Source organism: Geodermatophilus sp. SYSU D01119 (genome assembly GCF_054049975.1).
This window is the reverse complement of record NZ_JBJGYL010000023.1, coordinates 55,419-80,162: the sequence shown is the minus strand read 5'-3', so window position 1 is coordinate 80,162 and position 24,744 is coordinate 55,419. Positions and strand designations below refer to the sequence as shown.

The 24,744-nt window shown below is 78.6% G+C and carries 18 protein-coding genes; 7 read left to right on the top strand and 11 right to left on the bottom strand.

Annotated elements, in window-relative coordinates:
• Positions 1–27: 27 nt before the first annotated feature.
• Positions 28–963 carry a prephenate dehydratase gene (pheA, locus tag ACI79X_RS17220; RefSeq protein ID WP_457026640.1) on the bottom strand — a complete coding sequence of 312 codons (936 nt, stop codon included), beginning with the start codon at positions 961–963 and terminating at the stop codon, positions 28–30.
• 107 nt (positions 964–1,070) lie between these two features.
• On the opposite strand from pheA, the gene ACI79X_RS17215 reads away from it, so the two are divergent.
• Together ACI79X_RS17215 and ACI79X_RS17210 are read left to right on the top strand one after the other, a co-directional pair.
• Positions 1,071–2,798 carry a diguanylate cyclase gene (locus ACI79X_RS17215; protein WP_457026639.1) on the top strand — a complete coding sequence of 576 codons (1,728 nt, stop codon included), beginning with the start codon at positions 1,071–1,073 and terminating at the stop codon, positions 2,796–2,798.
• A gap of 116 nt (positions 2,799–2,914) precedes the next feature.
• Complete coding sequence (locus ACI79X_RS17210; RefSeq protein WP_457026638.1) at positions 2,915–5,563, top strand: diguanylate cyclase domain-containing protein; 2,649 nt, start codon at positions 2,915–2,917, stop codon at positions 5,561–5,563.
• Positions 5,564–5,606: 43 nt separating this feature from the next.
• Here ACI79X_RS17210 and ACI79X_RS17205 read toward each other — a convergent pair whose 3' ends face one another.
• Positions 5,607–6,716 (bottom strand): MFS transporter, encoded by a 1,110-nt coding sequence (locus tag ACI79X_RS17205; RefSeq protein ID WP_457026637.1) that lies wholly within the window; start codon positions 6,714–6,716, stop codon positions 5,607–5,609.
• A gap of 312 nt (positions 6,717–7,028) precedes the next feature.
• Here ACI79X_RS17205 and ACI79X_RS17200 point away from each other — a divergent pair, with 312 nt between their 5' ends.
• Together ACI79X_RS17200 and ACI79X_RS17195 are read left to right on the top strand one after the other, a co-directional pair.
• A complete protein-coding gene (locus ACI79X_RS17200; RefSeq protein WP_457026636.1) occupies positions 7,029–7,640 on the top strand; it encodes a TMEM165/GDT1 family protein in 612 nt (203 codons plus the stop codon).
• Between the two features lie 61 nt (positions 7,641–7,701).
• A complete protein-coding gene (locus ACI79X_RS17195) occupies positions 7,702–9,132 on the top strand; it encodes a diguanylate cyclase domain-containing protein (protein ID WP_457026635.1) in 1,431 nt (476 codons plus the stop codon).
• Positions 9,133–9,171: 39 nt separating this feature from the next.
• Here the strand turns inward: ACI79X_RS17195 and ACI79X_RS17190 are convergent, their stop codons facing one another.
• From ACI79X_RS17190 to ACI79X_RS17170, 5 genes are all read right to left on the bottom strand, one after another.
• On the bottom strand, positions 9,172–9,657 hold the full coding sequence (locus tag ACI79X_RS17190; RefSeq protein WP_457026634.1) for a VOC family protein: 486 nt from the start codon (positions 9,655–9,657) through the stop codon (positions 9,172–9,174).
• A complete protein-coding gene (locus ACI79X_RS17185; protein WP_457026633.1) occupies positions 9,615–10,433 on the bottom strand; it encodes a GDSL-type esterase/lipase family protein in 819 nt (272 codons plus the stop codon). Before ACI79X_RS17185 ends, ACI79X_RS17190 begins: the two co-directional genes overlap by 43 nt.
• On the bottom strand, positions 10,430–11,560 hold the full coding sequence (locus tag ACI79X_RS17180) for a glycosyltransferase (RefSeq protein WP_457026632.1): 1,131 nt from the start codon (positions 11,558–11,560) through the stop codon (positions 10,430–10,432). Before ACI79X_RS17180 ends, ACI79X_RS17185 begins: the two co-directional genes overlap by 4 nt.
• A complete protein-coding gene (locus ACI79X_RS17175; protein WP_457026631.1) occupies positions 11,557–12,690 on the bottom strand; it encodes a glycosyltransferase family 4 protein in 1,134 nt (377 codons plus the stop codon). Before ACI79X_RS17175 ends, ACI79X_RS17180 begins: the two co-directional genes overlap by 4 nt.
• An 88-nt stretch (positions 12,691–12,778) precedes the next feature.
• Positions 12,779–13,681 carry a haloalkane dehalogenase gene (locus ACI79X_RS17170; RefSeq protein ID WP_457026630.1) on the bottom strand — a complete coding sequence of 301 codons (903 nt, stop codon included), beginning with the start codon at positions 13,679–13,681 and terminating at the stop codon, positions 12,779–12,781.
• 176 nt (positions 13,682–13,857) lie between these two features.
• On the opposite strand from ACI79X_RS17170, the gene ACI79X_RS17165 reads away from it, so the two are divergent.
• The gene (locus ACI79X_RS17165) at positions 13,858–14,610 is read left to right on the top strand and encodes a MerR family transcriptional regulator (RefSeq protein ID WP_457026629.1); all 753 of its coding nucleotides are present in this window, start codon (positions 13,858–13,860) and stop codon (positions 14,608–14,610) included.
• 73 nt (positions 14,611–14,683) lie between these two features.
• Here the strand turns inward: ACI79X_RS17165 and ACI79X_RS17160 are convergent, their stop codons facing one another.
• Together ACI79X_RS17160 and ACI79X_RS17155 are read right to left on the bottom strand one after the other, a co-directional pair.
• Positions 14,684–15,487, bottom strand: coding sequence for a methyltransferase domain-containing protein (locus ACI79X_RS17160; RefSeq protein WP_457026628.1), 804 nt, complete (start codon positions 15,485–15,487; stop codon positions 14,684–14,686).
• A 40-nt stretch (positions 15,488–15,527) separates the two neighbouring features.
• Entirely contained in the window at positions 15,528–17,045 is a 1,518-nt protein-coding gene (locus ACI79X_RS17155; RefSeq protein WP_457026627.1) for a glycerol-3-phosphate dehydrogenase/oxidase, read from the bottom strand.
• A 38-nt stretch (positions 17,046–17,083) separates the two neighbouring features.
• Here ACI79X_RS17155 and ACI79X_RS17150 point away from each other — a divergent pair, with 38 nt between their 5' ends.
• Positions 17,084–18,799, top strand: a complete 1,716-nt coding sequence (locus ACI79X_RS17150; RefSeq protein WP_457026626.1) for an FAD-binding oxidoreductase — start codon at positions 17,084–17,086, stop codon at positions 18,797–18,799.
• Between the two features lie 174 nt (positions 18,800–18,973).
• On the opposite strand, the gene ACI79X_RS17145 is transcribed toward ACI79X_RS17150, so the two are convergent.
• Positions 18,974–20,389, bottom strand: a complete 1,416-nt coding sequence (locus ACI79X_RS17145; RefSeq protein WP_457026625.1) for an FAD-binding oxidoreductase — start codon at positions 20,387–20,389, stop codon at positions 18,974–18,976.
• A gap of 141 nt (positions 20,390–20,530) precedes the next feature.
• Here ACI79X_RS17145 and ACI79X_RS17140 point away from each other — a divergent pair, with 141 nt between their 5' ends.
• Entirely contained in the window at positions 20,531–23,971 is a 3,441-nt protein-coding gene (locus tag ACI79X_RS17140; RefSeq protein WP_457026624.1) for a BTAD domain-containing putative transcriptional regulator, read from the top strand.
• Here the strand turns inward: ACI79X_RS17140 and ACI79X_RS17135 are convergent.
• Positions 23,968–24,735, bottom strand: coding sequence for an SDR family oxidoreductase (locus ACI79X_RS17135; protein WP_457026623.1), 768 nt, complete (start codon positions 24,733–24,735; stop codon positions 23,968–23,970). The two genes, ACI79X_RS17140 and ACI79X_RS17135, sit on opposite strands and share 4 nt — an antisense overlap.
• Between the last annotated feature and the right edge of the window lie 9 nt (positions 24,736–24,744).

Genomic DNA, 24,744 nt, shown 5'->3' with positions numbered 1-24,744 from the left:
GCCGCGGCCCCGCGGGGGTGCGGGCCCTCAGACCTCGCCGGCGCGGAGCCGGGCCAGCCACCGGCCGGCCTCGGTGAACGCGGCCTCGGCCGACTCGCCGGGCACCGGCCGGTTGGTGCGGCCGTCGGCGCGCGGGTAGGAGCCGAGGAAGCGGACGTCCTCGCTCACCCGGTGCAGGGCGGCCAGCGCCTCGCCCACCCGCGCCTCGGCGACGTGCCCCTCGCAGTCGAGGGAGAAGGAGTACACCCACAGTCGGTCGCGGATGGGCCGGGACTCGATCCGGGTCAGGCTGATGCCGCGGACGGCGAACTCGCGCAGCACGTCGAGCAGCGCGCCGGTGCGGTCGGCGACCACCACGACCAGCGAGGTCTTGTCGTTGCCGGTGGGCTCGGGCAGCCGGCCCGGCCGCGACACCAGGACGAACCGGGTGACCGCGCCGGGGTGGTCGGCGACGTCCTCGGCCAGCGGCACCAGCCCGTAGCGCTCGGCGGCGATCGGCGCGCAGACGGCGGCGTCGTACTCGCCGTCGGCCACCGCGCGGGCCGCGACCGCGGTGGAGGAGGCGGGCAGCGTGGGGACGTCCGGCAGCAGCCCGGCCACCGTGCGCGCGGTCTGCGCGAGGGCGTGCGGGTGGCTGACGACGGTCCGCACGTCGGCCAGGGAGGTGCCCGGGCGGGCGGCGAGGACGAAGGCCACGGTGAGGAAGACCTCGCGCACGACCACCAGCGGGTCGCCGTCGGCGAGGCCGTCCATGGTGGTCGGGACCGAGCCCTCGATCGAGTTCTCGAACGGCACGAGGGCGGCGTCGGCCTCGCCCGCGCGGACCGCGGCCAGCGCCGCCGGCACGCTGGCCACCGGCTGCCGCACGCCCTCCCCGGGGGCGACGGCGCTGCTGAGCGCCGCCTCGGCGAAGGTACCCTCGGGCCCGAGATAGGCGAACCGCGTCGGAGGCGTCTGGGGCACCCGACGAGGGTAGTGCGGTCGGGCCGGGGTCGAGATCCCGTCCGGGGGGAACTGCCTCGCCGTCGGCCACGCGTGGCCGGACGACCGGCGACGAGGAGGAGGGACGCGTGATCCCCGGCTCCCGTCCTCCCGTCACGGACGGTCACCTCGAGGCTGCGCTGCGGCGCCTGCTGGCCGCCGACCGGCGCGACGACGCCGACGGCTTCCGCGCCGGGCTCGACGACGCCGAGCCCGCGCTGGCGGCGGCCGCCGAGCCGCGGTGGGCCGCCTGGCGCTCGGCGCTGGCCGCCCGCCGCGCCCTGCTCGACGGCGACCGCGACGCCGCCACGGCCGGGGTCGGCGCGGCCCGGGACGCGCTCGGCGCCTGCGCGCCGTCGGCGTCCACGGCGCTGGTCCTGGCGTACCTGGCGCACGTCGAGGCCACCGCCGACCACCTCGACGCCGCGATGCTGCTCGCCGTCGACGCCAGCCTGCTGGCCGAGCAGCTCGCGCCTGCCGAGCCGGCAGCCGGCAGCCCCCCGCCCGAGCTGGTGCAGGCGCACCTGTGGCTCTCGCTCACCCTCACCGCGCTCGACCTCGAGGAGCTCGCCGTCGCGCAGGCCGAGCGGGGGTGCGCGCTCGCCGAGCGGCTGCCCGACCTCGGCGAGCGCTGGCAGCTGCTGCGACTGTGCGCCCAGCAGCGCGTGGAGCTCGCCCAGACGCTGCGCCGCCGCGGGCAGGCCGCCCGCGCCCGGGAGCTGGCCGGCGCCGCGATCGCCGCGGCCTCCGCCGCCCGGGAGCTGCCGGTCGAGCCCGACCCCGACGACTCCGACCAGCTCGACGTCGTCCAGGCCTGGGCGCTGTCCTGCCACGGCGAGCCCGACGACGCGCTGGGCCCGCTGCGGTCGGTGCACCGGCGGGTGCACCGCAGCGGCAGCACCTGGCTGCGCGGCTACGCCGACCTGGCGCTGGCCCGGCTGCTCACCCGGCTGTCGCAGGAGCACAGCGGCGGCGGGGGCGGCGAGGAGGCCGCCGGCCTGCTGGTCGACGCCGCGGGGGCCTTCGCCGCCACCGCCGACCGGCGCCGCTACCGGCAGTGCCTGCTCGAGCTCGGCCAGGCCACCGCCGCGATGGGCCGGCCCGCCGAGGCCCTGTACTGGCTCGACGCCTACCGCGCCGACACCGGCCGGGCGCACGCCCGCAGCCGGGAGCTGTGGGCCGAGATGTTCGTCCGCCGCAGCCGGCTGCGCGAGGCCGAGCGGCAGGCCGCGGTGCTGCGCCGGCACGCGCTGGAGGACCCGCTCACGGGCCTCGGCAACCGGCGCAGCGCCGAGCGCCGGCTGGCCGGGCTGCGGCTGGGCGCCGAGCCGCTGTCGCTGGCCGTCGTCGACGTCGACCGCTTCAAGGAGGTCAACGACGACACCTCGCACACCCACGGCGACGAGGTGCTGCGCCGGGTCGCCGCGCTGCTGCGCGAGCACAGCCGGGCCGGCGACGAGGTGTACCGGTGGGCCGGCGACGAGTTCCTCGTCGTGCTGCCGGCGGCCACCCAGGCGCAGGCGCTGGCCGCCGTCGAGCGGCTGCGCGCCGCCGTCGCCGAGGCCGACTGGGCCGACCTGCCGCTGACCGAGCCGATCACCGTGAGCATCGGGGTGGCCACCGCCCCGGCCGCCGCCGACGACCGGGCGGTCCCGGTCGGCTGGCGGTCGCTGTTCGACACCGCCGACCTGCACCTGTTCTCCGCCAAGCGCGGCGGGCGCAACCGGGTGCGCGCGCCCGGGCTGGTCGACGGCGCCGGCGACGGCAACGGCGTGCCCGATGCCCCGGGCGAGGAGTCGCCGGAGGCCGCGCCGTGACCGGCGCCCGGCCCGGCTGGGACGGCAGTGACGGAACGGGCGACGGGACCTCCGCCACACGACGCGCCCGTGCCGGGATGCCGCGATCCGGCCCCGGCGGCGTGCACAGTGCCCTGGTGCCACCGGGAGCCCTGCACCACCGGGTGACCGCCGCCCTCGCCAACTGGCAGCTCGACGACGCCGAGCGCCTGCTGTCGGTCGTCGACTCCTCGACGCCCTACGCAGCCCCCGCCGAGGCCGGCGCCCCCGGGTCCGACGACCGCGACGACGAGCCCGCCCTCGGCCGCGCCTGGGCCGACACCCTGCGCGCGGAGCTGCTGGTGCGCCGGCTGCGGGTGGCCGGCTTCACGCTGGTCGGCGACCCGCTCGACGCGCCCGAGGCCACCGAGTCCCTCGACCTGCACGCCGGCGTCGCCGGGCTGATCGACGGCGACGACGCCGCGCCCGGCGACGGCGACCCGCGCTCGGCCTCGGCCGCGCACGCCGCCGAGGCGATCGCCCTCGTGCGCTCGGCCAAGGCCGCCTTCGACGCCAGCGACGACGACCTGCAGCGCGCCGCGGGCCTGGCCCGGCACGCGCGCATCGAGCTGCTGTCCCGCCGGATCGACGCCGCGATGGACGAGGCGGTCGAGGCGGCCAGCCTGCTCGACCCCGCGCTGCCGCCGAGCGCCCTGCTGGTCGACACCCTGGGCACCCTCGCCGGCGTCCTGGCCGACCTCGAGCTCATGCCGCTGGCCCTGGACTACCAGCACCGCGCGCTGGAGACCGCCACCGCGGCCGCCGCCACGGGCGCGCTCGACGCCGGCGTCGACCCCGACGTCGTCGCCGCCCACGCGGCCACCTGCCTGGGCGAGCTGTGCGCGGAGCTGGGCGAGGCGCTGCTCGACGACGGCGACCCCGACGCCGCCGCGCCGCGGTTCGCCGAGGCCCGCGCGCTGGCCGAGCGGGCGCTGGCCCAGCTGCCGCCCGACGCCGAGGGCATCGTGGCCGCGCAGGTGGTGCACGGCTGGGCGCTGGTCGGCCTGGGCGAGCACGCCGCGGCCACCGGCCCGCTGCGCGCCGCCGTCCGCGTGACCAGTGCCCGCGGCGACCGGGCGCTGCTCGCCTCGGCGCTGCTGGCCCTGGGCCGGGCGCTGCGCCGCCAGGACGACGGCCGCGGCGCCGACCAGCAGCTGGCCAGGGCGCTGGCGCTGGCCACCGAGCACGGCCTGCCGCGGCTGCGGCGGGCGGCGCTGCGCGAGCTGTGCACCCTGCACGCCGAGCTCGACGACGCCGGCCGGGCGCTGCCCTACCTGCAGGCGTACCTGGCCGACGAGCTGGACCGGGTCGACGAGCGGCGCACCCGCTGGGTGGAGCTGTTCGGCCGGCGCAAGAGCCTGCTGGAGAACGAGCGCGCCGCCGGGCAGCTGCGCCGGCAGGCCTACGAGGACCCGCTCACCCACCTGCCCAACCGGCGCTACGCCGAGGCCCGCCTCGACGGGCTGCTCGGCGCCGGCACCACGCCCGCGCTGGCCGTCGTCGACGTCGACCGGTTCAAGGCGATCAACGACGCCGTCGGCCATCCCGGCGGCGACGCGGTGCTGCGCGCGGTCGCCGAGCTGCTCATCGCCGGCTGCCGCGACACCGACGAGGTGTGCCGGTGGGCGGGCGACGAGTTCGTCGTCCTGCTGCCCGACACCACCGCCGAGCAGGCCGAGCGGGCGCTGGAGCGGGTCCGCCGCGCCGTCGCCGCGCACGACTGGGCCGCGCTCGGGCTGACCCTGCCGGTGACGATCAGCGTGGGCATCGCCTCGGCCACCCGCGGCGACGACCGCCGCACGCTGTTCGCCGCGGCCGACGGCGTCCTCTACGACGCCAAGCGCAGCGGCCGCGACCGCGTCGTCCGGCTCTCGGCGGTCACCCAGACCCGCGCGCCGGACGCCGCCCCGGACGCCGCCCCGGACGCCGGGCCGGACGGCGGGCAGCAGCCGCCGGCCGGGCTCGTGGCCACCTCGGTGCAGGTCCCGCCGGTGCAGACCTCGCCGCTGGACCCCGTCGGCGGCTTCGCCGCGCTGCTCGCCGCGCCCGCCCGGCCGGCCGACCCGCCGCTCTCCCTCGGCGGCCCGGGCGAGCCGGCGCTGGCTCCCGGGCCCGCGGCGCCGCCCGCGCGCCCGGCCGAGCCCGACGTCATCTGGGGCGTGGGGCGCTCCACCGAGCAGGTGCTCGCGCTCGTCCGCGAGACCCGCGCCGCGCACCCCGACCGCCCGGCGCTGGTCGTGCGCGCGAGCGCCGACACCCTCGTCGCGCTGGCCTCGGCGCACCCCGGCTCGACGGTCGACGCCGCGGCGATGTCGGCCGCCGTCGGCCCGGTGCCCGAGCCGGTCGGCCGGGTGGGCGTGCTGTGCGCCGGCACGGCCGACGCGTCGGTGGCGGCCGAGGCCGCGTTCGTGGCGCGGGTGACCGGCACCGAGGTGGTGCGGGTCGACGACGTCGGCAGCAGCCGGCTGCGGCCGCTGCTCACCGACCGCACGCTGCTCGACGACGTCGACTGCCTGGTCGTGGTCGCGGGCCTCGACGCCTCGCTGGCCGGCACGGTCGGCGCGATGACCGACGTGCCGATCGTCGCGGTGCCCACCTCGACCGGGCAGCCGGGCTCCTTCGGCGGCTTCGGCTCGCTGCTGGCGATGCTCAACTCGACGTCGCCGGGCGTCGTCGTCAGCAACATCGACAACGGTCACGCCGCCGGCGTCTTCGCCGCCCGCATCGCCCGCCGCACCGGGAGGTAGGAGAGGCGAGCCGCCCTGCGGGGACGGCGGACCCGACGGCCCCTCAGCGCTGATGGCTGCTCACCCGCGGCCTGAGGCCTCGGGCGACCACCGGGACCACCACGGCGGAGAGAACGGCGACGGCGAGGGCGCCGCCGAGGGCCCAGGCGGCGAACACCAGCAGCGAACCGAGCTCGATGCCGAGGCCGGCCACCGAGGTGACCGTGGCGCGCACGGCGGTGGGCAGCTGCTCCTGCAGCCGGGCCTCCCCCACCACCAGCACGGCCAGGTACAGGCCGTAGGAGACCGCGACGGCGGCGACGGCCGGCGGGCCCTCGCCCAGCGCGCCGGCCGCGAGCAGCACCGCCGAGGCCAGCAGCAGCAGCGGCAGCGCCCGCGACGGCAGCCGCGCGACGCGGCCCGCGAGCGCCGCGCCCGCCGCACCGGTCAGGGCGACGACGAGGACGGCGGCCGGCACCAGCGCCGTCGGCACGCCCTGGTCGCGGGCCATGAGCGGGAAGTACTCCTCGACCGCGTCGAGCGAGCCGAGCAGCGCGACGGCGGCCACCGCGAGCAGCACGCCCGGCCGGCGCAGCGCCGTCCCGACGGCGGTCCGCAGCGGGACCTCCGGCCCGTCCTCCCCGGTGCGCGGCGGCTCGGGGAAGCGGGTGGCGAGCGCGGCCGCGGCCAGGCAGGTGCCGACGCTCGCCCAGCCGACCAGCGCGTGGCCGCCGGCCTGGACGAGCACGCCGGCGAGCACGGCGGTGGGCACCTGCACGAGCAGTTCGGCCGCCGTCGTCGCGCCGTTCACACGGACGAAGGACTCCTCGGCGCCGACGGCGGCCAGCCCGTCGTAGACCAGCGCCTCGGCCGCGCCGGACACCAGCGCGCCCCCGATCCCCCAGACGACGAAGCCGGCGGCGAAGCCGGGCAGGCCGGGCGCGACGGTCCACAGCACGAAGGCGGCGGCCTCGAGGACGCCGCCGAGGACGAGCGCGCCGCGGCGCGACCAGCGGTCGGCGAGCACGCCCGTGGGCACCTCGGCCAGGAGCGCCGTCAGCGACCACAGGGCGAACAGGGCGGAGACCTGCGGCTCGGTCAGCCCGGTGTCGAGGAACAGCAGCGCGTAGAGCGGGTACACCGGAGCGAGGCCGGACAGCGCGGTCCAGGCCACGGCCAGCCGGGCCAGGGGCCGGGCGGCCGGCGGGAACGGGGCGGGCGACAGGCGTCAACGGAAGGGCACGGCGCGACCGTAACGGGGCACACACCGCCGCGCACCGGGTTTCCCGCGGCGCCTCGGCTAGGCTCGTCGGCCGAGAAGGGGAGTAGCCCCCCGTCCGCTGGTCGACACGCTGGCACGTCCCCCCGGGGGCGGCCCGGTCAGCGGGCCCGTGCGCGAGCGCGGGTGGGCGAGACCTTCGGCCGATGCAGGTGTGCGCCCTGCCGGTCGGAGGCGTGCGCCCCCGCCCGGCGGTGCCGAGCGGAAGTGAGCCAGCCCGTGATCGTCCTGTCCGTCGTCGCGACGGCGTTCGTCCTCGTCCTGCCGGTGGAGCTGCCGGACAAGACGCTGTTCGCCAGCCTGGTCCTGGCCACCCGGTTCCCCCCGCTGCCGGTGTTCGTCGGCGTGGGCACGGCCTTCGGCCTGCAGGTGGCCATCGCGGTGACCGCCGGCAGCCTGCTGTCCCTGCTCCCCCAGGCCCTGGTCAGCGGCGTCGTGGCGGTGCTGTTCCTCGTGGGTGCGGTGCTGCTGTGGCGCAGCGCGTCGGAGGGGCCCGAGGACGGCGGGGAGGCCGCCGACAGCCGGGAGCGGACGTCGTTCCTGCGGGCGGCCGCGGTCTCCTTCGGCGTGCTGTTCGCCGCCGAGTGGGGCGACCTGTCGCAGCTGGCCACCGCGGGCCTCGCCGCGCGCCTGGACTCCCCCGTGTCGGTGTTCATCGGGGCGTGGGCGGCGCTGCTCACCGTCTCGGCGCTGGCGGTGTTCCTCGGCCGGGCGCTGGCCGACCGGCTGCCGGTGGCGCTCATCCGCCGGGCGGCCGCGCTGCTGTTCGTCGTCTTCGCCGTGGTGGCCGCCGTGGAGACCGTCCGCGCCCTCACCTGATCGGAGGACGGCGGGTCGTCGGGCCCTGCAGCCCGGTCGGGCAACGGCCGTTGACGCGCCCATGAGCACGTCCACGACCTCCGACCGCACCGGCGGGGACCTCGACCTGGCCGAACTGGGCCGCGACGTCGAGCTCGCCGCCGTCGTGCGGGTGGCCGCCGCGGTCACCGGGATGCCGTACGCGACCCTCAACCTGCTCGACGCCTGCGAGCAGCACCAGCTCGTGCCGCACGGGTTCCTGGGCTGCTCCTCGCCGGCCGAGGAGTCGCTGTGCGCGGTGATGACGGCCGAGGGCCCGCGCGTGCGGGTGTACGAGGACCTCGCCGCCGAGCCCCGCTACGCGGGCAACCCGTGGGTGGACGGCCGGCGGGCGTCGGTGCGCGCCTACGCCAGCGCGCCGCTGGTCATCGACGGGATGGCCGTCGGCACGCTGTGCGTCTTCGGCAGCGCCCCGCACGTCTTCCCGGCCGACGCCGGCAACCGGCTGGCCGACCTCGCCGGGGTCGTCGTCGCCCTGTTCCAGCGCCGACGCCAGGCCCGGCAGCTCGCCGTCCTCGCCGCCGCCCGCGCCGCCGACCGCGACCAGGCGCAGGCCGCCGCGGCGCACGCGGCGCGGTCGGAGGCCTTCACCCGGGCGCTGCTCGAGGCGCTGCCGGTCGGCGTGGTCGCCGCGGACGCCGACGGGCGGATCACCCTGTTCAACCGGCTCGGCCGGCAGTGGCACGGCCTGCCCGAGGAGTACGCCGACCAGGTGGCCGGCGCGGAGCTCACCGAGGACGTCGTCGAGCGCTTCGGGCTCTGCACCCCCGACAGCCGCCGGCTGGCGCTGGCGGAGGTGCCGCTGGCCCGCGTGTACACCGAGGGCCGGGTGCGCGACGCGCACATGGCCATCGACCGGCCCGGGCACCCGCTGCGCGTGCTGCGCGCGTCGGGGACGCGGATCCGCGACGACGCCGGCCGCCCCACCGGCGCGGTCGTGGCGATGATGGACGTGACCGCGCAGGTCCGGCTCGAGGCGCGGCTGCGCGAGGCGGCCCTGCACGACGCGCTCACCGGCCTGCCCAACCGGGCGCTGCTGCTCGACCGCACGGAGCAGGCGCTGCGGGTGCAGGACCGCGAGGGGCTGCCCGCGGCGGTCCTCTACTGCGACCTCGACGGGTTCAAGCAGGTCAACGACACCCTCGGCCACGCCGCGGGCGACGCCGCCCTGCTGCGGATGGCCGCCGCGCTGACGTCCGTCGTCCGCCCGGGCGACACGGTGGCCCGCATCGGCGGCGACGAGTTCGTCGTCCTCTGCCCCGGGACGGCGACGGAGGCGGCCGCGCACGGGCTCGCGCACCGGCTGGACGCCGCGCTCGCCGCCCCCGCCGACGGCGGCCCGGCGCTGCGCTCGAGCACCGGCCTGGCGCTGTCCCGCCCGGGCGACACCCCCGACACGCTGCTCAGCCGGGCCGACGCCGCCATGTACGCGGTCAAGCGCTCCCGTCGCTGACCGGCGCCGGCCGGGTCACCAGGGCGTCGACGCGCCCGTTCAGCCCTCGAGCGCGCCCGACGCGGCCCACTCCGCCAGCCGGCGCTCGGCCTCCTCCGGGTCGACGTCCTCCACCCGGGTCATCACCGCCCACCGGTGGCCGAACGGGTCGTACAGCGAGGCGAACCGGTCGCCGGTGACGAAGGTGGCCGGCTGCTCGCGCACGGTCGCGCCCCGCTCCGCGGCCGCGGCGACCACCGCGTCGACGTCGGGGACGTAGATGCAGGTCGAGGCGCTCACCCGGTCCTGTTCCTGCCCGGTCGGCGCGACGAGGCCGAACTGCGGGCTCGGGTCGCCGAGCTGCAGCCGCCCGGCCGGGAACTGCAGCTCCGCGTGGGCGACCGTGCCGTCCGGGCCGTCCATCCGGCTCACCAGCGTCGCGCCGAAGACCGCTCCGTAGAACCGGATCGCCTCGGACGCCGGCGAGCAGACGAGGAAGGGGGTCAGGGTCGTGTAGCCGTCCGGGCGGCCGTCGGTGATCGCCATGCCCCCGACCCTGCGCCGGGCGCGCCGTCGCCGTCTTGAACGAACCCGACGGGCGGTGCCGCGCCCATCTCGCGGGCGGCGGCCACCAGGCCGGACAGGTGCGCGGCCACCCAGGGCAGCCCGTGCCGGACCGCCCAGGCGAGCTCGCGCGCCGGACCGGGCGCGGGCGGCAGCGGCGGCGGGGGTGGCACGGGGACCGGCAGGCCGGCCGCGGTGAGCAGCGCGCCCGCGGCCGCGGCGATGCGCGCGTGCAGCGCGGCGGTGGGGTGCAGCCGGTCGACGTCCCAGGCCCGGCGGTCGGCCACGGACGGCACGGCCGCGAGGTCCAGCACCAGCACGCCGGGGTCGGCCGCGGCGGCGTCGACCGCGGCGTTGACCGCCGCCACCCGCCCGCGGACGGCGGCCCGCACCCCCGCCGGCAGCGGCAGCACCCGGCCGGGGTCGTGCAGCCGGCCCAGGACGACGACGGCCCCCGCGGCGCGCAGCCCGGACACGACGGCGGCGAGGTCGTCGGCGAGCGCGGCCGGGTCGAGGTCGGACCGCGGGACGTCGTTGAGCCCGGCCAGCACGGTGGCCACGTCGGGCGCCCCGGCGACGGCGGCGGTCAGCTGGCCGGCCCGCACGTCGCGGACGCGCGCGCCGGCCCGGGCCAGCAGGGTCAGCCGGGCGCCCGGGACGGCGGCGGCGAGCACCGACGGCCAGGTGCGGGCGGCCGGCACGCGCACGCCCACGCCTTCCCCGCAGCTCGTGCTGTCGCCGAGCGCCGCGATCCTCACGCCGCCCGCTCCCGCGCCGCCCGCTCGCGCGCCGCCAGGCCGTGCGCGGCGAGGAACCCCGCGACCGTCGCCGTCCACGGGAACCGCTCGGCGCGCCGCCGAGCCCGTTCGCGGCGCACGCCCGGGTCCACCGCGAGCAGCGCCTCCACCGCGTCGGCCAGCCCGGCCGCGGTGCCGGCGGCGGCCACCCCGGCCGGCCCGGCCACCGACGGCAGGGCCGAGTCCGCCGACACCACCACCGGCGTGCCGCAGGCCAGCGCCTCCAGCGCGGCGAGGCCGAAGGTCTCCACCGGGCCGGGCGCGAGCACGACGTCGGCGGCGCCGAGCAGCCCGGCCAGGGCGGCCCGGCCCGGGACGTGCCCGAGGAGCGTCACCGGCAGGCCGGCGGCGCGGCGGGCCAGCGCGGCGCGGGCCGGGCCGTCGCCGGCGACCAGCAGCCGCACCGGCACCCCGCGGCGGGCGAGCTCCGCGGTCGCCGCGACGGCGAGGTCGGGGCGCTTCTCCCGCGACAGGCGGGTGGCGGAGACCAGCAGCACCTCGCCGTCACGCCGGAGGCCGGCGTCGGCGCGGGCGGGCGTGAAGGTGGCGAGATCCACGCCGAGCGGCACCACGGTCACCGGCGACCCCACCCGGCGGTACTCCTCGGCCGCCCAGTCGGTGGTGCAGACGACCCGGCCCGCGGCGGCCAGCGCGGCGTTGGCGCGGTCGGCGAGCCGGTCGGCGGCCCGCGGGACGCCCGGCGCCGCGGGTAGCCACTGCCGCAGCCACCGGTCGAGCCGCTCGTGGCTGACCACCAGCGCCGGTACCCCGCGGTCGCGGGACCAGCCCGCCACCCCGCGCAGGGTGGTGCGGTCGTGCAGCTCGACGCGGTCGGGCGCCAGGTCCGCCAGCGCCGCCAGCACCGGCGCCGGGCGCAGCAGCCGGTAGCCGGTGCCGGGGACCGGGACGCCTGGCAGCTGCGCCCGGCGTCCCCAAGGGGTGTCCTCGGCCGCCGCGCGCGGGCCGGGGACCACCTGCACCACCTCGTGTCCGGCGGCGGCGTACCCGGCGGCGAGGGAGGCCAGCGCCGTGCGCAGGCCGCCGGAGGTGGGGGTGACGAAGTTGGCCACCTGCACGATGCGGCTCACGCGACGCGCTCCGGGGCGGCGGGCGCGGCGGAGCGGCCGGCGAGGGCGTCGGTGTAGTGGCCGAGCAGCTGGTCGCCGAGGGCGTCCCAGGTGCGCCCCCGGACGCTCGCCCGCGCGGCGCGGGCCATCCAGGCGCGGGTCTCCGGCTCGGCCACCAGCCGGGCCACCCGGGCGCGCAGGTCGGCCGCGGAGCCGGGGGTGAAGAACAGGCCGGTCCGCCCGGCGGTGACGACGTCGAGCGGCCCGCCGGCGGCCGGGGCGACCACCGGGACGCCGCTGGCCAGCGCCTCCTGCGCCGCCTGGCAGAAGGTCTCCGACGAGCCGGGGTGGACGAAGACGTCGAGCGAGGCGAGCCAGGCGCCGAGCTCCGCGCCGCCGCGGAACCCCGCGAACACCGCGCCGGGCAGCGCCCGCTCCAGCCGCTCGCGCTGCGGGCCGTCGCCCACGAGGACGAGCCGGACGCCGGGCATCCGGTCGAGGCCCGCCAGCAGGTGCAGCTCCTTCTCGGCGGCCAGCCGGCCCACGTAGCCGACGACGACCTCGCCGCCGGGCGCCAGGCGGGCGCGCAGCGCGGGGTCACGGTGCGCGGGCGAGAAGGCGGCGGAGTCGACGCCGCGGGCCCACAGCCGCACCCGCGGCACCCCGCGGGCGCGCAGCTCCTCGGCCACCGGCCGGCTGGGGACCAGGGTCGCCGCGGCCCCGGCGTACACCGGCCGCAGGCCCGCCCACACCGCCCGGCCGACCCCGGGCAGGCCGTAGCGGGCGGCGAAGCCGACCAGGTCGGTCTGGTGGACGGCCACGACCGGGACGTCGAGGCGGCGGGCCACCCGCGCGGCCGACGCGCCGAGCGCGGCCGGGCTCGCGAGGTGGACGACGTCGGGGCGGAAATCGCGCAGCACCCGCCCGAGCCCCGGCCACGGGCGCCCGACGCGGAAGCCCGCGTAGCGCGGGAGCGCGACCGACGGGGACCGGACGACGGCCGCGCCGGCGTACTCCTCCGGACCGGGCCCGGGCGCGACGACGAGCACCTGTGCGCCGTGCCGCCGCATCTGCTCGCAGACGCGCAGGACGCTGTTGGTGACGCCGTTGACCTGCGGGAGGAAGGACTCGGTGACCACTGCCACGCGCACGCCGCCAGCGTGGGCGGCGCAGGGAGAGCGCAGGTCGACGGCGCGGCCCGCTCCCGGTGAACGGTGCGGGAAGAGCGGGCGACCCGGCTCAGGGCAGGGTCGGGATCCAGTCGGCCAGGGCCCGCCCGATGGCGTGCGGGGAGTCCTCGGGCACGAAGTGCGCGCCCGGCACGGTCACCTCGGTGACCGAGGGCCACTTGCGGACCAGCGCGCGCTGCCGGCCGACGAGGATGGAGCCCGGCTCGGCGTTCAGGAACAGCTTGGGGACGGCGCTGCCGCGCAGCCACACCCCGTACTGCGCGACGACGTCGCGGACCAGCGGCGGCACGTTCTCCAGCGGGATCTGCCGGGGCCACTCGAGGGTGGGCCAGCGGTCCTCGCGCTCGCGGAAGGGCGCCCGGTAGCGCTCGTGCGCCTCCGGGCTCAGGCCGCGCAGCGTGGAGGCCGGCAGGATCCGCTCGACGAAGACGTTCTTGTCGAGCACGACGGTCTCGCCGTCGTCGCCGCGCATGGCGCGGAAGATGCCGCGCGCGTCGGCCGGCCAGTCCGCCCAGGTCAGCGGGCTGACGATCGCCTCGGTGAAGGCCAGCCCGCGCACCTGCTCGGGGTGCCGGCGGGCCCAGTCGAAACCCAGCGCCGAGCCCCAGTCGTGCAGCACGAAGGTGACCCGCCGGTGCACGCCGACGGCGTCGAGGAACTCCGCGAGGTGCTGCGCGTGGGTGGCGAAGGAGTAGGTGCCGCGCCGCGGGTCCGGGAGCTTGCCCGACTCCCCCATGCCGACCAGGTCCGGCGCGATGCACCGGCCGAGGTGCCGCACGTGCGGGATGACGTTGCGCCACAGGTAGGACGACGTCGGGTTGCCGTGCAGGAAGACGATGGCATCCCCGCCCGCCCCGCCCTCGCCGACGTCCACGTAGGCCATCTCCGTGCCGCGGACGGTCACCCGCTGCCGGGGGAAGGGGTCCTCGGGGGAGACGTCCTCAGCGGCCACCCCGGCATCCTCGCCCAGCCGCCGCTCCCCCGCCGTCCGGGGATCGCGCTCGACCCGACGCGACGATCGCGCTCGACCCGACGCGACGATCGCGCTCGACCCGACGCGACGATCGCGCTTGACCCTGACGCGACGTCAGGCTGTGCACTCGTCGTCGTCAGGGAGGAGGGACCCGCGTGAACGTGGGAGAGGTGGCCGCGCTGGCCGGCGTCACGGTGCGCACGCTGCACCACTACGACCGGATCGGCCTGCTGTCGCCGTCGGGCCGCACCGCGGCCGGCTACCGCCGCTACTCGGCGGCGGACCTGGACCGGCTGCACCAGGTGCTGCTCTACCGCGAGCTCGGGTTCCCCCTCGAGGAGGTCGCGGCACTGCTCGACGACCCGTCCGCCGACCCCGCCGAGCACCTGCGCCGGCAGCACCGGCTGCTGCGGGACCGGCTGGAGCGGACGCGGGCGATGGTGGCGGCCGTCGAGAAGGAGATGGAGGCGATGAACATGGGGATCTCGCTGACCCCGGAGGAGCGGTTCGAGCTGTTCGGCGACTGGCTGCCGGAGGAGTACGAGCGCGAGGCCGAGGAGCGCTGGGGCGAGACCGACGCGTGGGCCCAGTCCCGGCGGAGGACGGCCGCGTACTCGAAGGACGACTGGGTGCGCATCAAGGCAGAGGGCGAGGACGTCGAGGAGCGGATGGCCGCGGCCCTGCGGGCGGGGGTCGCGCCCGACTCGGACCAGGCGATGGACCTGGCCGAGGAGGCGCGCCAGCAGATCAGCCGCAACTTCTACGACTGCCCGCCGGAGATGCACGCCGGCATCGGCCGGATGTACGTGGAGGACGAGCGGTTCACCGCCCACTACGAGCGGCGGGCTCCGGGCCTGGCGCAGTGGGTGAGCACCGCCGTCCAGGCCAACGCCACCCGCCGGGGCTGACCCGCCCGCGCGAGATCTGCACACTCGGGGCCTTCCCGCCCCGGGGGACCACGAGTGTGCAGATCTCGCGGACCTAGGCGCGGACGAGCAGCTCGCCGTGCAGCATGCCGAGCCAGCCGTCGTCCGCCGCGGCCCAGCGCAGCCACGCGGCGGCGAGCTCCTCGAGCTCGTCCCGCGTGGCCAGGCCGTAGGACAGGGCCTGCTCCGCGAACGCCGACGCCGTCGCGCGGCCCGCCCAGGACCGCCCCCACCACTCCCGCTCGGCCGCCGACGCGTAGCACCAGGCGCCGGTCGAGGCGGTGACGTCGCGCAGGCCCGCCGCGTGGGCCCAGGCCACCAGCCGCCGGCCGGCGTCGGGCTCGGCGTCGTTGGCGCGCGCCACGCGGCCGTAGAGCTCCAGCCAGCGGTCGAGGCCGGGGTCGGCCGGGAACCAGGTGGTGGCGGCGTAGTCGACGTCGCGGACCGCCAGCAGCCCGCCGGGCCGGCACACCCGCGCCATCTCGCGCAGCGCCGCCACCGGATCGGTGAGGTGCTGGAGCACCTGGTGGGCGTGCACGACGTCGACCGAGTCGTCGGGCAGGTCGAGGGCGTACACGTCGCCGACGGCGAAGGTCACCGCCACGCCCTCCCGGGCCGCGAGCGCCCGCGCCTCGTCCAGCGGGTCGGCCGACACGTCCAGGCCCAGCACCCGGCCCGGCGCCACCCGGCGGGCGAGGTCGACGGTGATCGTGCCCGGCCCGCACCCGACGTCGAGCAGGTCGAGGCCGGGACGCAGGTGCGGGAGCAGGTACGCGGCGGAGTTCTCCGCGGTGCGCCAGCGGTGCGACTGCAGGACGGACTCGGCGTGGCCGTGCGTGTAGGTGTCCACGGTGACCATCCTGCTCGCGCCGTCCCACTGTGCGAAACAGCCTTCCCAGTCAGTGGGACAGGGCGTCCTCCGCGGCCGCGACGGCGCGCTCGCGGTCGGCCGGCACCAGGCCCAGGCGCACCCGGCGGTCGAGCAGGTCGGCGACCGTCCGCGCCCCCTCGGCCAGCGCCCCGAAGCGCAGCTCCCCCACCGTCTCCGGCCGGCCCTCGGCCACCGGCCCGGCGCCGAGCGCGGCCACCCGCGGGGCCTCGGTCCCGTAGCGGGCCACCAGCCGCGGCGGCGCGGCCACCCGCGCCAGCTCGGCGGGCGACGCGGCGCCCACCAGCGGCAGCCGCGCGGTCGGCGAGCGGCGGGCACCCCGGCCCAGCCGCTCGACGACGGCGTCGCCGGCCTCCTCGGCCATCGCCCGGTAGGTGGTGAGCTTCCCCCCGACCAGGGAGAGGACCGGTCCGTCCCACCGCAGCAGGTGCCGGCGGGAGAGGTCGGCGGTGGCGTCGCCGGGCCCGGCACCGGCCGACTCCGGCAGCACCAGCGGCCGCAGCCCCGCGTAGGCCCCGACGACGTCGTCGCGGGTCAGCGGCACCACGAGCACCCGGTTCACCGTGCCGAGCAGCTGGTCGACCTCGGCGTCCGACGGCTGCGGGTCGTCGTCGGGGACCGGCCCGTCGACCGGCTCGTCGGTGAGCCCGAGGTACACCAGCCCGCCGGGCTGCGGCAGCGCGAACACGTACCGGGACCGCGACCCCGGCAGCGGCACGGTGAGCGCGGCGAGCGGGTCGCCGAGCCGGCCGGCCCGGACCACCAGGTGCGAGCCGCGCGAGGGCGCCAGCCGGATCCCCGGCGCGAGCGCCTGCGCCCACACCCCTGTGGCGTTGACGACGGCACCCGCCCGCAGCGTCACCGGCGTCCCGTCGACGACGGCGGACACCTCCCGCCCGTCGACGCCGGTGACCCGCGCGCCGGTGAGCACCCGCGCGCCGTGCCCGGCGGCCGTGCGGGCCAGCGCCACGACCAGGCGGGCGTCGTCGGACAGCTGCCCGTCCCAGAAGACGGCGCCGCCGCTGCCGGGCACGACGGCGGGCGTCAGCCGCGCGACCTCGGCCGGGCCCACCCGCCGGGTCCCGGGCAGCGACCGCGGGCCGCCCCGCACCGATCGGCGCACCGCGTCACCGAGCCGCCCGCCGAGCGCCCCGACGGCGCTCACGTCACGGCCGGCCGCGTCGGGCACGAGGAACGGCAGCGCCCGGACCAGGTGCGGCGCGGTGGTGCGCATGAGGACGGCGCGCTCGCGGGCGCTCTCCCGGGCCAGCCCGATCTCGCCGTGCGCCAGGTAGCGCAGCCCGCCGTGCACCAATTTGCTCGACCAGCGGCTGGTGCCCGCGGCGAGGTCGGCCCGCTCCAGCAGCGCCACCGACAGGCCGCGCGCGGCCGCGTCGAGGGCCACGCCGGCGCCGGTCACTCCCCCGCCGACGACCACCACGTCGACGTCGGTGCTGGTCAGCGCCTCGAGGTCGGCCGCGCGGCGGGCCGGGGTGAGGTCGGGACCGGAGGGGACGGGGCCGGTCACGTGCGGGGTCCCGGGCGGAGCACCGGCAGACTGTAGCCGTGCCCGAGCAGCCGGAACTGACCGTCCAAGGATGGGGGCCCGGCAGCTCCCGCGTGGCCACCGTGGCCGAGGCCGTCGAGGGGCCGGAGGGGACGGAGGAGACCGGGGGCGGCCTGGAGCTCACCCGCGACCCGGAGCTGCCGCTGCCGAAGGCGGCCCGCCGGCACCTGGCCCGGGAGCTCGGCTGGACGCCGCGCGCCACCCCGCCGGTCGCCGTCGGCGAGATCCGGCTGGCGCCCTCCCGGCTGCCCGACGACGTGCACGCCGCGCTCGTCGCCCTGCTCGGCGAGGAGCACGTGCGCACCGACCGCGAGTCGCGGCTGCGCCGCGCGGGCGGCAAGAGCTACCTCGACCTGGTGCGCCGCCGCGCGGGCGACGCCTCCGACGCCCCCGACGCCGTCGTGCTGCCCGGGAGCACCGCCGAGACCGCGGCGCTGCTGGCGCTGTGCAGCGAGCGCGACGTCGTCGTGGTGCCCTTCGGCGGCGGCACGAGCGTGGTCGGCGGGCTGGCCGGCGTCGACCCCGACGACCGCCCGTCGCTGTCGGTCGACCTCTCCCGCATGGCGTCGGTGTCCGACGTCGACGTGGCGTCCTCGCTGGTCACCGTCGGCCCGGGGATGCGCGGGCCCGCGCTGGAGGAGGCGCTCGCGGGGCACGGGCTGACGCTCGGCCACCTGCCGCAGAGCTTCGAGTTCGCCACGGTCGGCGGCTACGCGGCCACCCGCTCGGCCGGGCAGGCGTCCACCGGCGTCGGCCGCTTCGACGACCTCGTGGCCGGGCTGACCCTCGCCACGCCGTCGGGCGTCCTCGAGCTCGGGCACCCGCCGGCGTCGGCCGCCGGGCCGGACCTGCTGGGCCTCGCGCTCGGCTCGGAGGGCGCGCTCGGCGTGATCACCGAGGTGCGGCTGCGGGTGCGGCCCCGCCCGCGGACCGCCGTCTACGAGGGCTGGTCGTTCCGCACCTGGGGGGACGGGCTGGCCGGGCTGCAGCGGCTCGCGCGCCACGACCTGCTGCCCGACGTCGTCCGGCTGTCCGACCCCGACGAGACCCAGGCCAACCTGCTCAACGCCGGCGGCGCCGGGGCGCGGCTGCTGCGCGGTGCCCTGCGGGCGCGCGGCCGGGCCGGCGGGTGCCTGCTCGTCGTCGGCTGGGAGGGGCTGCCGCCGCTGGTGCGCGCCCGCCGGCGGGCGGCGGTCGGGGTGCTGCGCGAGCACGGCGCGGCGCGCGTGGGCCGGCGGGTCGGCGAGTCGTGGCGCCGGCACCGCTTCGCCGCGCCCTACCTGCGCGACCGGCTCATGGACGCCGGCCTGCTGGTGGAGACGCTGGAGACGGCGGCCACCTGGAGCGCGCTGCCCGCGGTGTACGACGCCGTCCGGCGCGCGCTGCGCGACTCCCTCGGCACGCCGGGGCGGCAGCCGCTGGTCATGAGCCACGTCTCGCACGGTTACGCCACCGGCGCGTCCCTCTACGTCACCGTGCTCGCCGACCGCGACGACGACCTGCCCCTGCAGCAGTGGCTCGGAGCCAAGCGGGCGGCCACCGACGCTCTGCTCGCCGCCGGCGGCACGCTCACCCACCACCACGCCGTCGGGGCCGACCACCGCCCCTGGCTGGAGCGGGAGGTCGGCGCCCTCGGCGTCGACGTGCTGCGCGCGGTCAAGCAGCGGCTGGACCCGCGCGGCGTCTGCAACCCCGGCGTCCTGCTGCCGGACTGACCCCGCACGATCAGCCGGGCTCAGCGCAGCGCGTCCTGGCTCACCGCCGGAGGTGAGCCAGGACGCAGCACGACCAGGTCAGCTGATCACGCGGGCGGGGTCCAGTCCGGCGGCGGCACCGACGGCGGGATCCCGCCGCGGCGGCGCAGGGACCGGGGCAGCCGGGGCGAGCGCTCAGGCACCGGAGCTCCCGCGCAGAGCGTGCCCCCCGGAGAAGACGTCCCCCGGGTCGACCGCGCGCTTGACCGCCAGCAGCCGCTCCCCCGTCGCCGCGTCCCAGGCCGCCAGCACGCCGGCCGGCCCGTCGACGTCGCCGAGGAAGTTGAGCAGCGAGCCGGGCGCCGCCCACGGCGCGAGCGCGCCCAGCACGCCCCGGCCGACCATCGGCACCACCTCGGTCAGCCCCGGCACCATCGGGCCGATCACGAACACCGACCACGGCGCGTCGCGCCCGGACACCGCGTTCGGCACCTCGGCCGGCCGGCCGAGCGCCCCGCCGAGCTGGCGCACCTCCACCATCGCCAGCGGCACCTCGACCTGCGGGCCCGCCGCGGTGAGCAGCGCGTCGACCGTCTCCTCGGTCAGGTCGGCCAGCAGCATCCCCTTCTCCCAGCCGGGCATCGGGTCGGTCGGGTCCATGTGGACGGCGTCGAGCGCGGTCGGCGGCAGCGGCTCGATGCCGCCGAGCAGGACCTCGCCGGTGCCGCGCATGGGCTCGACGAGCGCCGCGGCGGCCGCGGGGTCGTCACCGGCGTAGAGGAAACGCAGGTGGACGACGGTCTGGCCGCGCAGCGGCGGCGGCAGGAACTCCAGCGGGGGCAGCCGCAGCACGGCCACCGACGTGCTCGCCTCCTCCGGGAGGGTCGGCGCCCAGGTGCGGAAGGCGTGCAGGACCGAGGCGGCGTCGCGGCCGGCGAAGAACAGGCCGCCGCCGACGAGCGCCGGTACCGCGTACAGCCGGAACTCCAGCGCGGTCACGATGCCGAAGCTGCCCTTGCCGCCCCGCACGGCCCAGAACAGCTCGGGATCGGACTCGGCGGTGACCGTGCGCAGCTCGCCGCCGGCGGTGACCATCTCGATCTCCAGCACGGAGTCGGCGGCGGCGCCGAAGCGGCGGCCGAGCGGGCCGACGCCGCCGCCGAGGGTGTAGCCGACGACGCCGACGTCCGACGACGAGCCGCACAGCCCCACCAGGCCGTGCGGCGCGGCCGCGGCGAGCACGGTGGCCCACTTGACGCCGGCCTCCACGCGGGCGGTCCGCCGCTCGGGGTCGATCCGCACGCCCTGCATGCGCGAGGTGGTCACCAGCACCGCGCCGTCGGCGTTGCGGACCGGGCCGTGGCCGGTGGCCTGGACGGCGACCGGCAGGCCCTGCGCGGTGGCGAACCGGACGGCGGCCACGACGTCGGCGGCGCACACCGCCCCGACGGCCACCGCGGGGGTGTGCGTGACGGCGGTGTTCCAGGTGGCCACCTCCTCGGCCAGCCCGTCGTCGCCGGCGGCGAGGACGGGGCCGCGCACCTCCAGGCGGAGGTCGTCGACGGCGGGAGGCGGCGGGAGCGGGCGGGAGGCGACCTCGGGCAGGGTCATGGCGGGTTCCTCGGGTGTCCGGAGCAGTGGGAGTCGGGTCGGGAGCGACCCTGGCGACGCGGCCTTGACCGCCACTTGCGCGCGACTTGAGAGGAGCGGACCCCTCCCGCTCCGGCTCCGAACCTGGGACGATCCCGCGTCGTGCGGTACCGCGTCCTCGGCCCCCTCGAGGTCACCGGTCCCGACGGGCGGCCGGTCGACGTCGGCGGCGCCAAGCCCCGCGCGCTGCTCGCCCTGCTGCTCGCCGAGGCCGGCCGGGTGGTGTCCGTCGACCGCATCGTCGAGACGCTGTGGGGCGAGCAGCCGCCGCCCACGGTCACCGGCACCCTGCAGGCCTACGTCTCCCACCTGCGGCGGGTGCTCGAGCCCGAGCGCGGCCCGCGCGAGCCGGCGAAGGTGCTGGTCACCCGCGCGCCGGGCTACCGGATCGAGGTCGGCCCCGAGGACCTCGACAGCCTGCGCTTCGCCCGGCTGGTCGAGGAGGGCGACCGCGCCGCCGACACCGACCCGGCCGCCGCCGTCGCCGCGCTCGAGCGGGCGCTGGACCTCTGGCGCGGCGAGCCCCTGCCCGAGCTCGGCGAGGGCCCGGGCGCCGCCGACCGGCACCGGCTGGCCGAGCTGCACGTCCGCGCCCGGGAGCGCCGCTGCGACGCCCTGCTCGCCGCCGGCCGCGCCGACGCCGCCGTCAGCGACCTCGAGCGCCTGGTGGCCGAGCACCCGCTGCGCGAGCGGCTGTGGGCCCGGCTGGTCACCGCCCTCTACGCCGCCGACCGGCAGGCCGACGCCCTCGACGCGCTGCGCCGCTGCACCGAGCTGCTGCGCGAGGAGCTGGGCATCGACCCCGGCCCCGAGCTGCGCGAGCTCGAGCGGGCGGTGCTGCGGCAGGACCCGGCCCTCGCCCGCCGCGCCCGGCCCGCGCTCACCGTGGTGCCCCCGCCGCCGCCCGCGCCGGCCCCGCTGTCCGCCCCGGCCGACGACGGGCTGGTCGGCCGGCAGGCGGAGCTGGGCCGGCTGCGCGCGGTCGCCGAGTCCGCCGCCGGCGGGCGCCCCGCCGTCGTCGTGCTCGGCGGCGAGGCCGGGATCGGCAAGACCCGGCTGGCCGAGGCGGTCGCCGCGATGAGCCGGGCCGCCGGGTGGGCGGTGGCCGAGAGCCGCTGCGCCGACGACGCCGGCGCGCCGCCGCTGTGGCCGTGGACCCAGGTGCTGGAGCAGCTCGGCCAGCAGCCGCCGGACCCCACCGACGGCGACGACGACGCCGACGCCGCCCGGTTCCGGCTGTTCCAGGCGCTGCGCGCGCGGCTCGCGGCGGCCGCCGCGGCCCGGCCGGTGCTCGTCGTCCTCGACGACCTGCAGGGCGCCGACGCCACCTCGGTGCAGCTGCTCGGCCTGCTCGCCCGCCACCTGCCGCGGGTGCCGCTGCTGGTCGTGGTGACGGTGCGCAGCGTCGGGGAGGACCTGCCCGAGGCGGTCACCGACTGCCTGGCCCGGCTGGCCCGGGAGCCCGCCGCCACCACCCTCGAGCTCAGCGGCCTGGCCCCCGACGACGTCGCCTCGCTGCTCACCGCCCAGCTCGGCCGCGCCGGCGACGCCCGGCTGGCCGCCACCGTGCACGACCGCACCGCCGGGAACCCGTTCTTCGTCGTCGAGCTGACCCGGTGGATGCGCGGCGCCCGCGACCTGTCGCTGGCCCGCGTGCCCGTGCCGCCGTCGGTGGTCGAGGTGCTGCGCACCCGGCTCTCCCGGCTGCCCGCGGGCGCCCGGCCGGTGCTGGAGCTGGCCGCCGTCGCCGGGCGGGAGGTGACCCTCGACCTGCTGCGCGCCGCCGGGGAGGACGCCGAGGCCGCGCTCGCCGCCATGGACGCCGCGGCCGCCGTCGGCCTGGTCGGCGAGGGGTCGGCCCCGTGGAGCTGGCGGTTCACCCACGCGCTGGTGCAGGAGGTGCTCGCCGACGACCTGCCGGCGCTGCGCCGGGCCCAGCTGCACGCCCGGCTCGGCGCGGCCCTGGAGAAGCGGGCGCCCGGCGGGCGGGCCGACGACGCGCTGGCCGAGCGGCTGGCGCACCACTTCGTCGAGGCCGCGCCGGTCGTCGGCGCCGCGCCCGGGCTGCGGTGGTCGTCGGTCGCGGCCGGGGTCGCGCGCGCCCGGCTGGCCGACGGCGAGGCCGCGCTGCACACCCGCCGGGCACTGCGGCTGCTCGACCCGTCGGCGCCCGACGCCACCCGCACCCGGCACGACCTGCTCACCGCGCTCGGCAACGACCTGCTGCGCAGCGGCCAGCGCACCGAGGCCCACGAGGTGGTGGGCGAGGCGCTGGCGCTGGCCCGCGAGCTCGGCGACCGGCGCTGCATGCTCGAGTCGGCCGCCGTCTGGGGCGAGGTCACGCTGTGGAACTGGCGCCCGCACGGCGTGGTCGACGGCGAGATGGTGGCGCTGCTGGAGGACCTGCTCGAGCACTCCGACCAGATCGCGCCGGAGGCCACCGACGCCGAGCGCGACCGGCTGACCGCCCGCCTGCTCGGCACCCTCGGCGTGGAGCTGGCCTTCAGCGAGGACCTGCAGCGCGGCGTGCGGTACGCGGAGCGGGCGGTGGCGCTGGCCCGCGGGGTGGGCGACCCGGAGCTGCTGGGCCGGACGCTGAACAACTACTCGCTCGCGGTGTGGGGCCGGCCCGGCGCCGCCGAGCTGCGGCTGGCCGCCACCGACGAGGCGCTGGCCCTGGCCGGGCGCGGGCTGCCGCGGCGCACCGAGTTCTACGCCCGGCTGCACCGCGCGGCGATCCGGCTGCACCTCACCGACCGCGCGGGCTTCGAGGCCGACATGGAGGCCGGGCGGCGGCTGGCGTTCTCGCTGTCGGGACCCGAGGTGCGCCCGCACGTGCTGTGGCAGCAGGCCGGCGCCTCCTGGCTCGCCGGCGACGCCGCGCGCGCCGAGGAGCTGACCACCGAGGCGCACGAGCTCTACCGCCGGGTCACGCCGCACTCGCGGCACGCCTACGCCGCGCACCAGTTCGCGCTGCGCCGCGGCGACGGCCGGCTGCCCGAGGCCATCGGCCTGCTCGTGGAGACCGGCGACGAGGGCAACCCGCTGCTGCAGCTGATGGCCGTGGTGGCCGCCGCGGAGTCCGGTGACCTGGCCGAGGCCCGGCGGTTGCGCGCCCGCTGGGGCCGCACCCAGATCCGCGACTGGGCCAGCGACGTCGCCACGCTGCTGCAGGCCGAGGCGGCGCTGCACCTGGGCGACGAGGCCGAGATCACCATGGCCACCGTCGCGCTGCTGCCCTTCCGCGGCCGGCAGGCGGTCCTCGGGACGCCGGCGTTCAGCCTCGGCGCCTACGACGAGCTGCTCGGCCGGATCGCCGAGCAGACCGGCGACACCGTGGCCGCGCGCGACTGGTGGACCGGCGCCCGCGAGCAGGGCCGCAAGGTCGGCTCGCCGCACCAGGTGGCACTGGCGGAGTCCCACCTCGAGCGGGTGCCCGCGGAGGAGGCCCGCCGGCCGCCGCGGCGCCGGCGCACCGACCGGCCGGCCGCCCCGCTGCCCCGCGCGGCCCGGGAGGAACGGGCGCGCGAGCGCCCCGCCTAGAGGGTGGTCGCGCGGCCGCCGTCGACGGGGATGACCGCGCCGGTCACGTACGCCCCGGCCCGGCTGGCCAGGTAGACGACGACGCCGGCCATGTCGTCGGGCCGCCCGATCCGGCCCAGCGGCGAGCTGGCGGCGATCTCGTCGCCACGGGCGGCCAGGGTGGCGGCCATCATCTTCGACTCGAACGGCCCCGGGGCGACGGCGTTGACGGTGATCCGCCGCGGCCCGAGCTCCTTGGCCAGGTGCCGGGTGAGCTGGTGCACCGCGGCCTTGCTGGACGAGTACGAGTAGGTCGGCAGGACCGGCACGTGCAGCCCGTCGATGCTGCCGACGTTGACCACGCGGGCCGGGTCGTCGTCGGTGGCCGCGGCCTCCAGCAGCGGGAGCATCGCCCGCGTGAGGAAGAACGGCGCCTTGACGTTGAGGTCGAGGACCTTGTCCCACGCCGAGGCGGGGAAGGTCTCCAGCGGCTCGCCCCAGGTGGCGCCGGCGTTGTTGACCAGCACGTGCACCCGCTCCTCGCGGCGGCCGACCTCCTCGGCCAGCCGGACGCACTCGGCCTCGGTGCTGATGTCGGCGGGGATCGACTCCACCCGGCCGAACGGCGACAGCTCGGCCACCGCCTGCTCCCCGGCGTCGGGCTTGCGGGAGCTGACGTAGACCGACGCTCCCGCCTGCAGCAAGCCGCGGGCCATCATCAGGCCGATGCCGCGGGTGCCGCCGGTGACGACGGCGACCTTCCCGGTGAGGTCGAACAGGTCCACGCGGTGCCT

Coding starts and splice junctions, on each gene's coding strand:
- ACI79X_RS17195 (WP_457026635.1), top strand. CDS start 7,702: ATGAGCACGTCCACGACCTCCGACCGCACCGGCGGGGACCTCGACCTG.
- ACI79X_RS17190 (WP_457026634.1), bottom strand. CDS start 9,657: ATGGCGATCACCGACGGCCGCCCGGACGGCTACACGACCCTGACCCCC.
- ACI79X_RS17160 (WP_457026628.1), bottom strand. CDS start 15,487: ATGGTCACCGTGGACACCTACACGCACGGCCACGCCGAGTCCGTCCTG.
- ACI79X_RS17145 (WP_457026625.1), bottom strand. CDS start 20,389: ATGACCCTGCCCGAGGTCGCCTCCCGCCCGCTCCCGCCGCCTCCCGCC.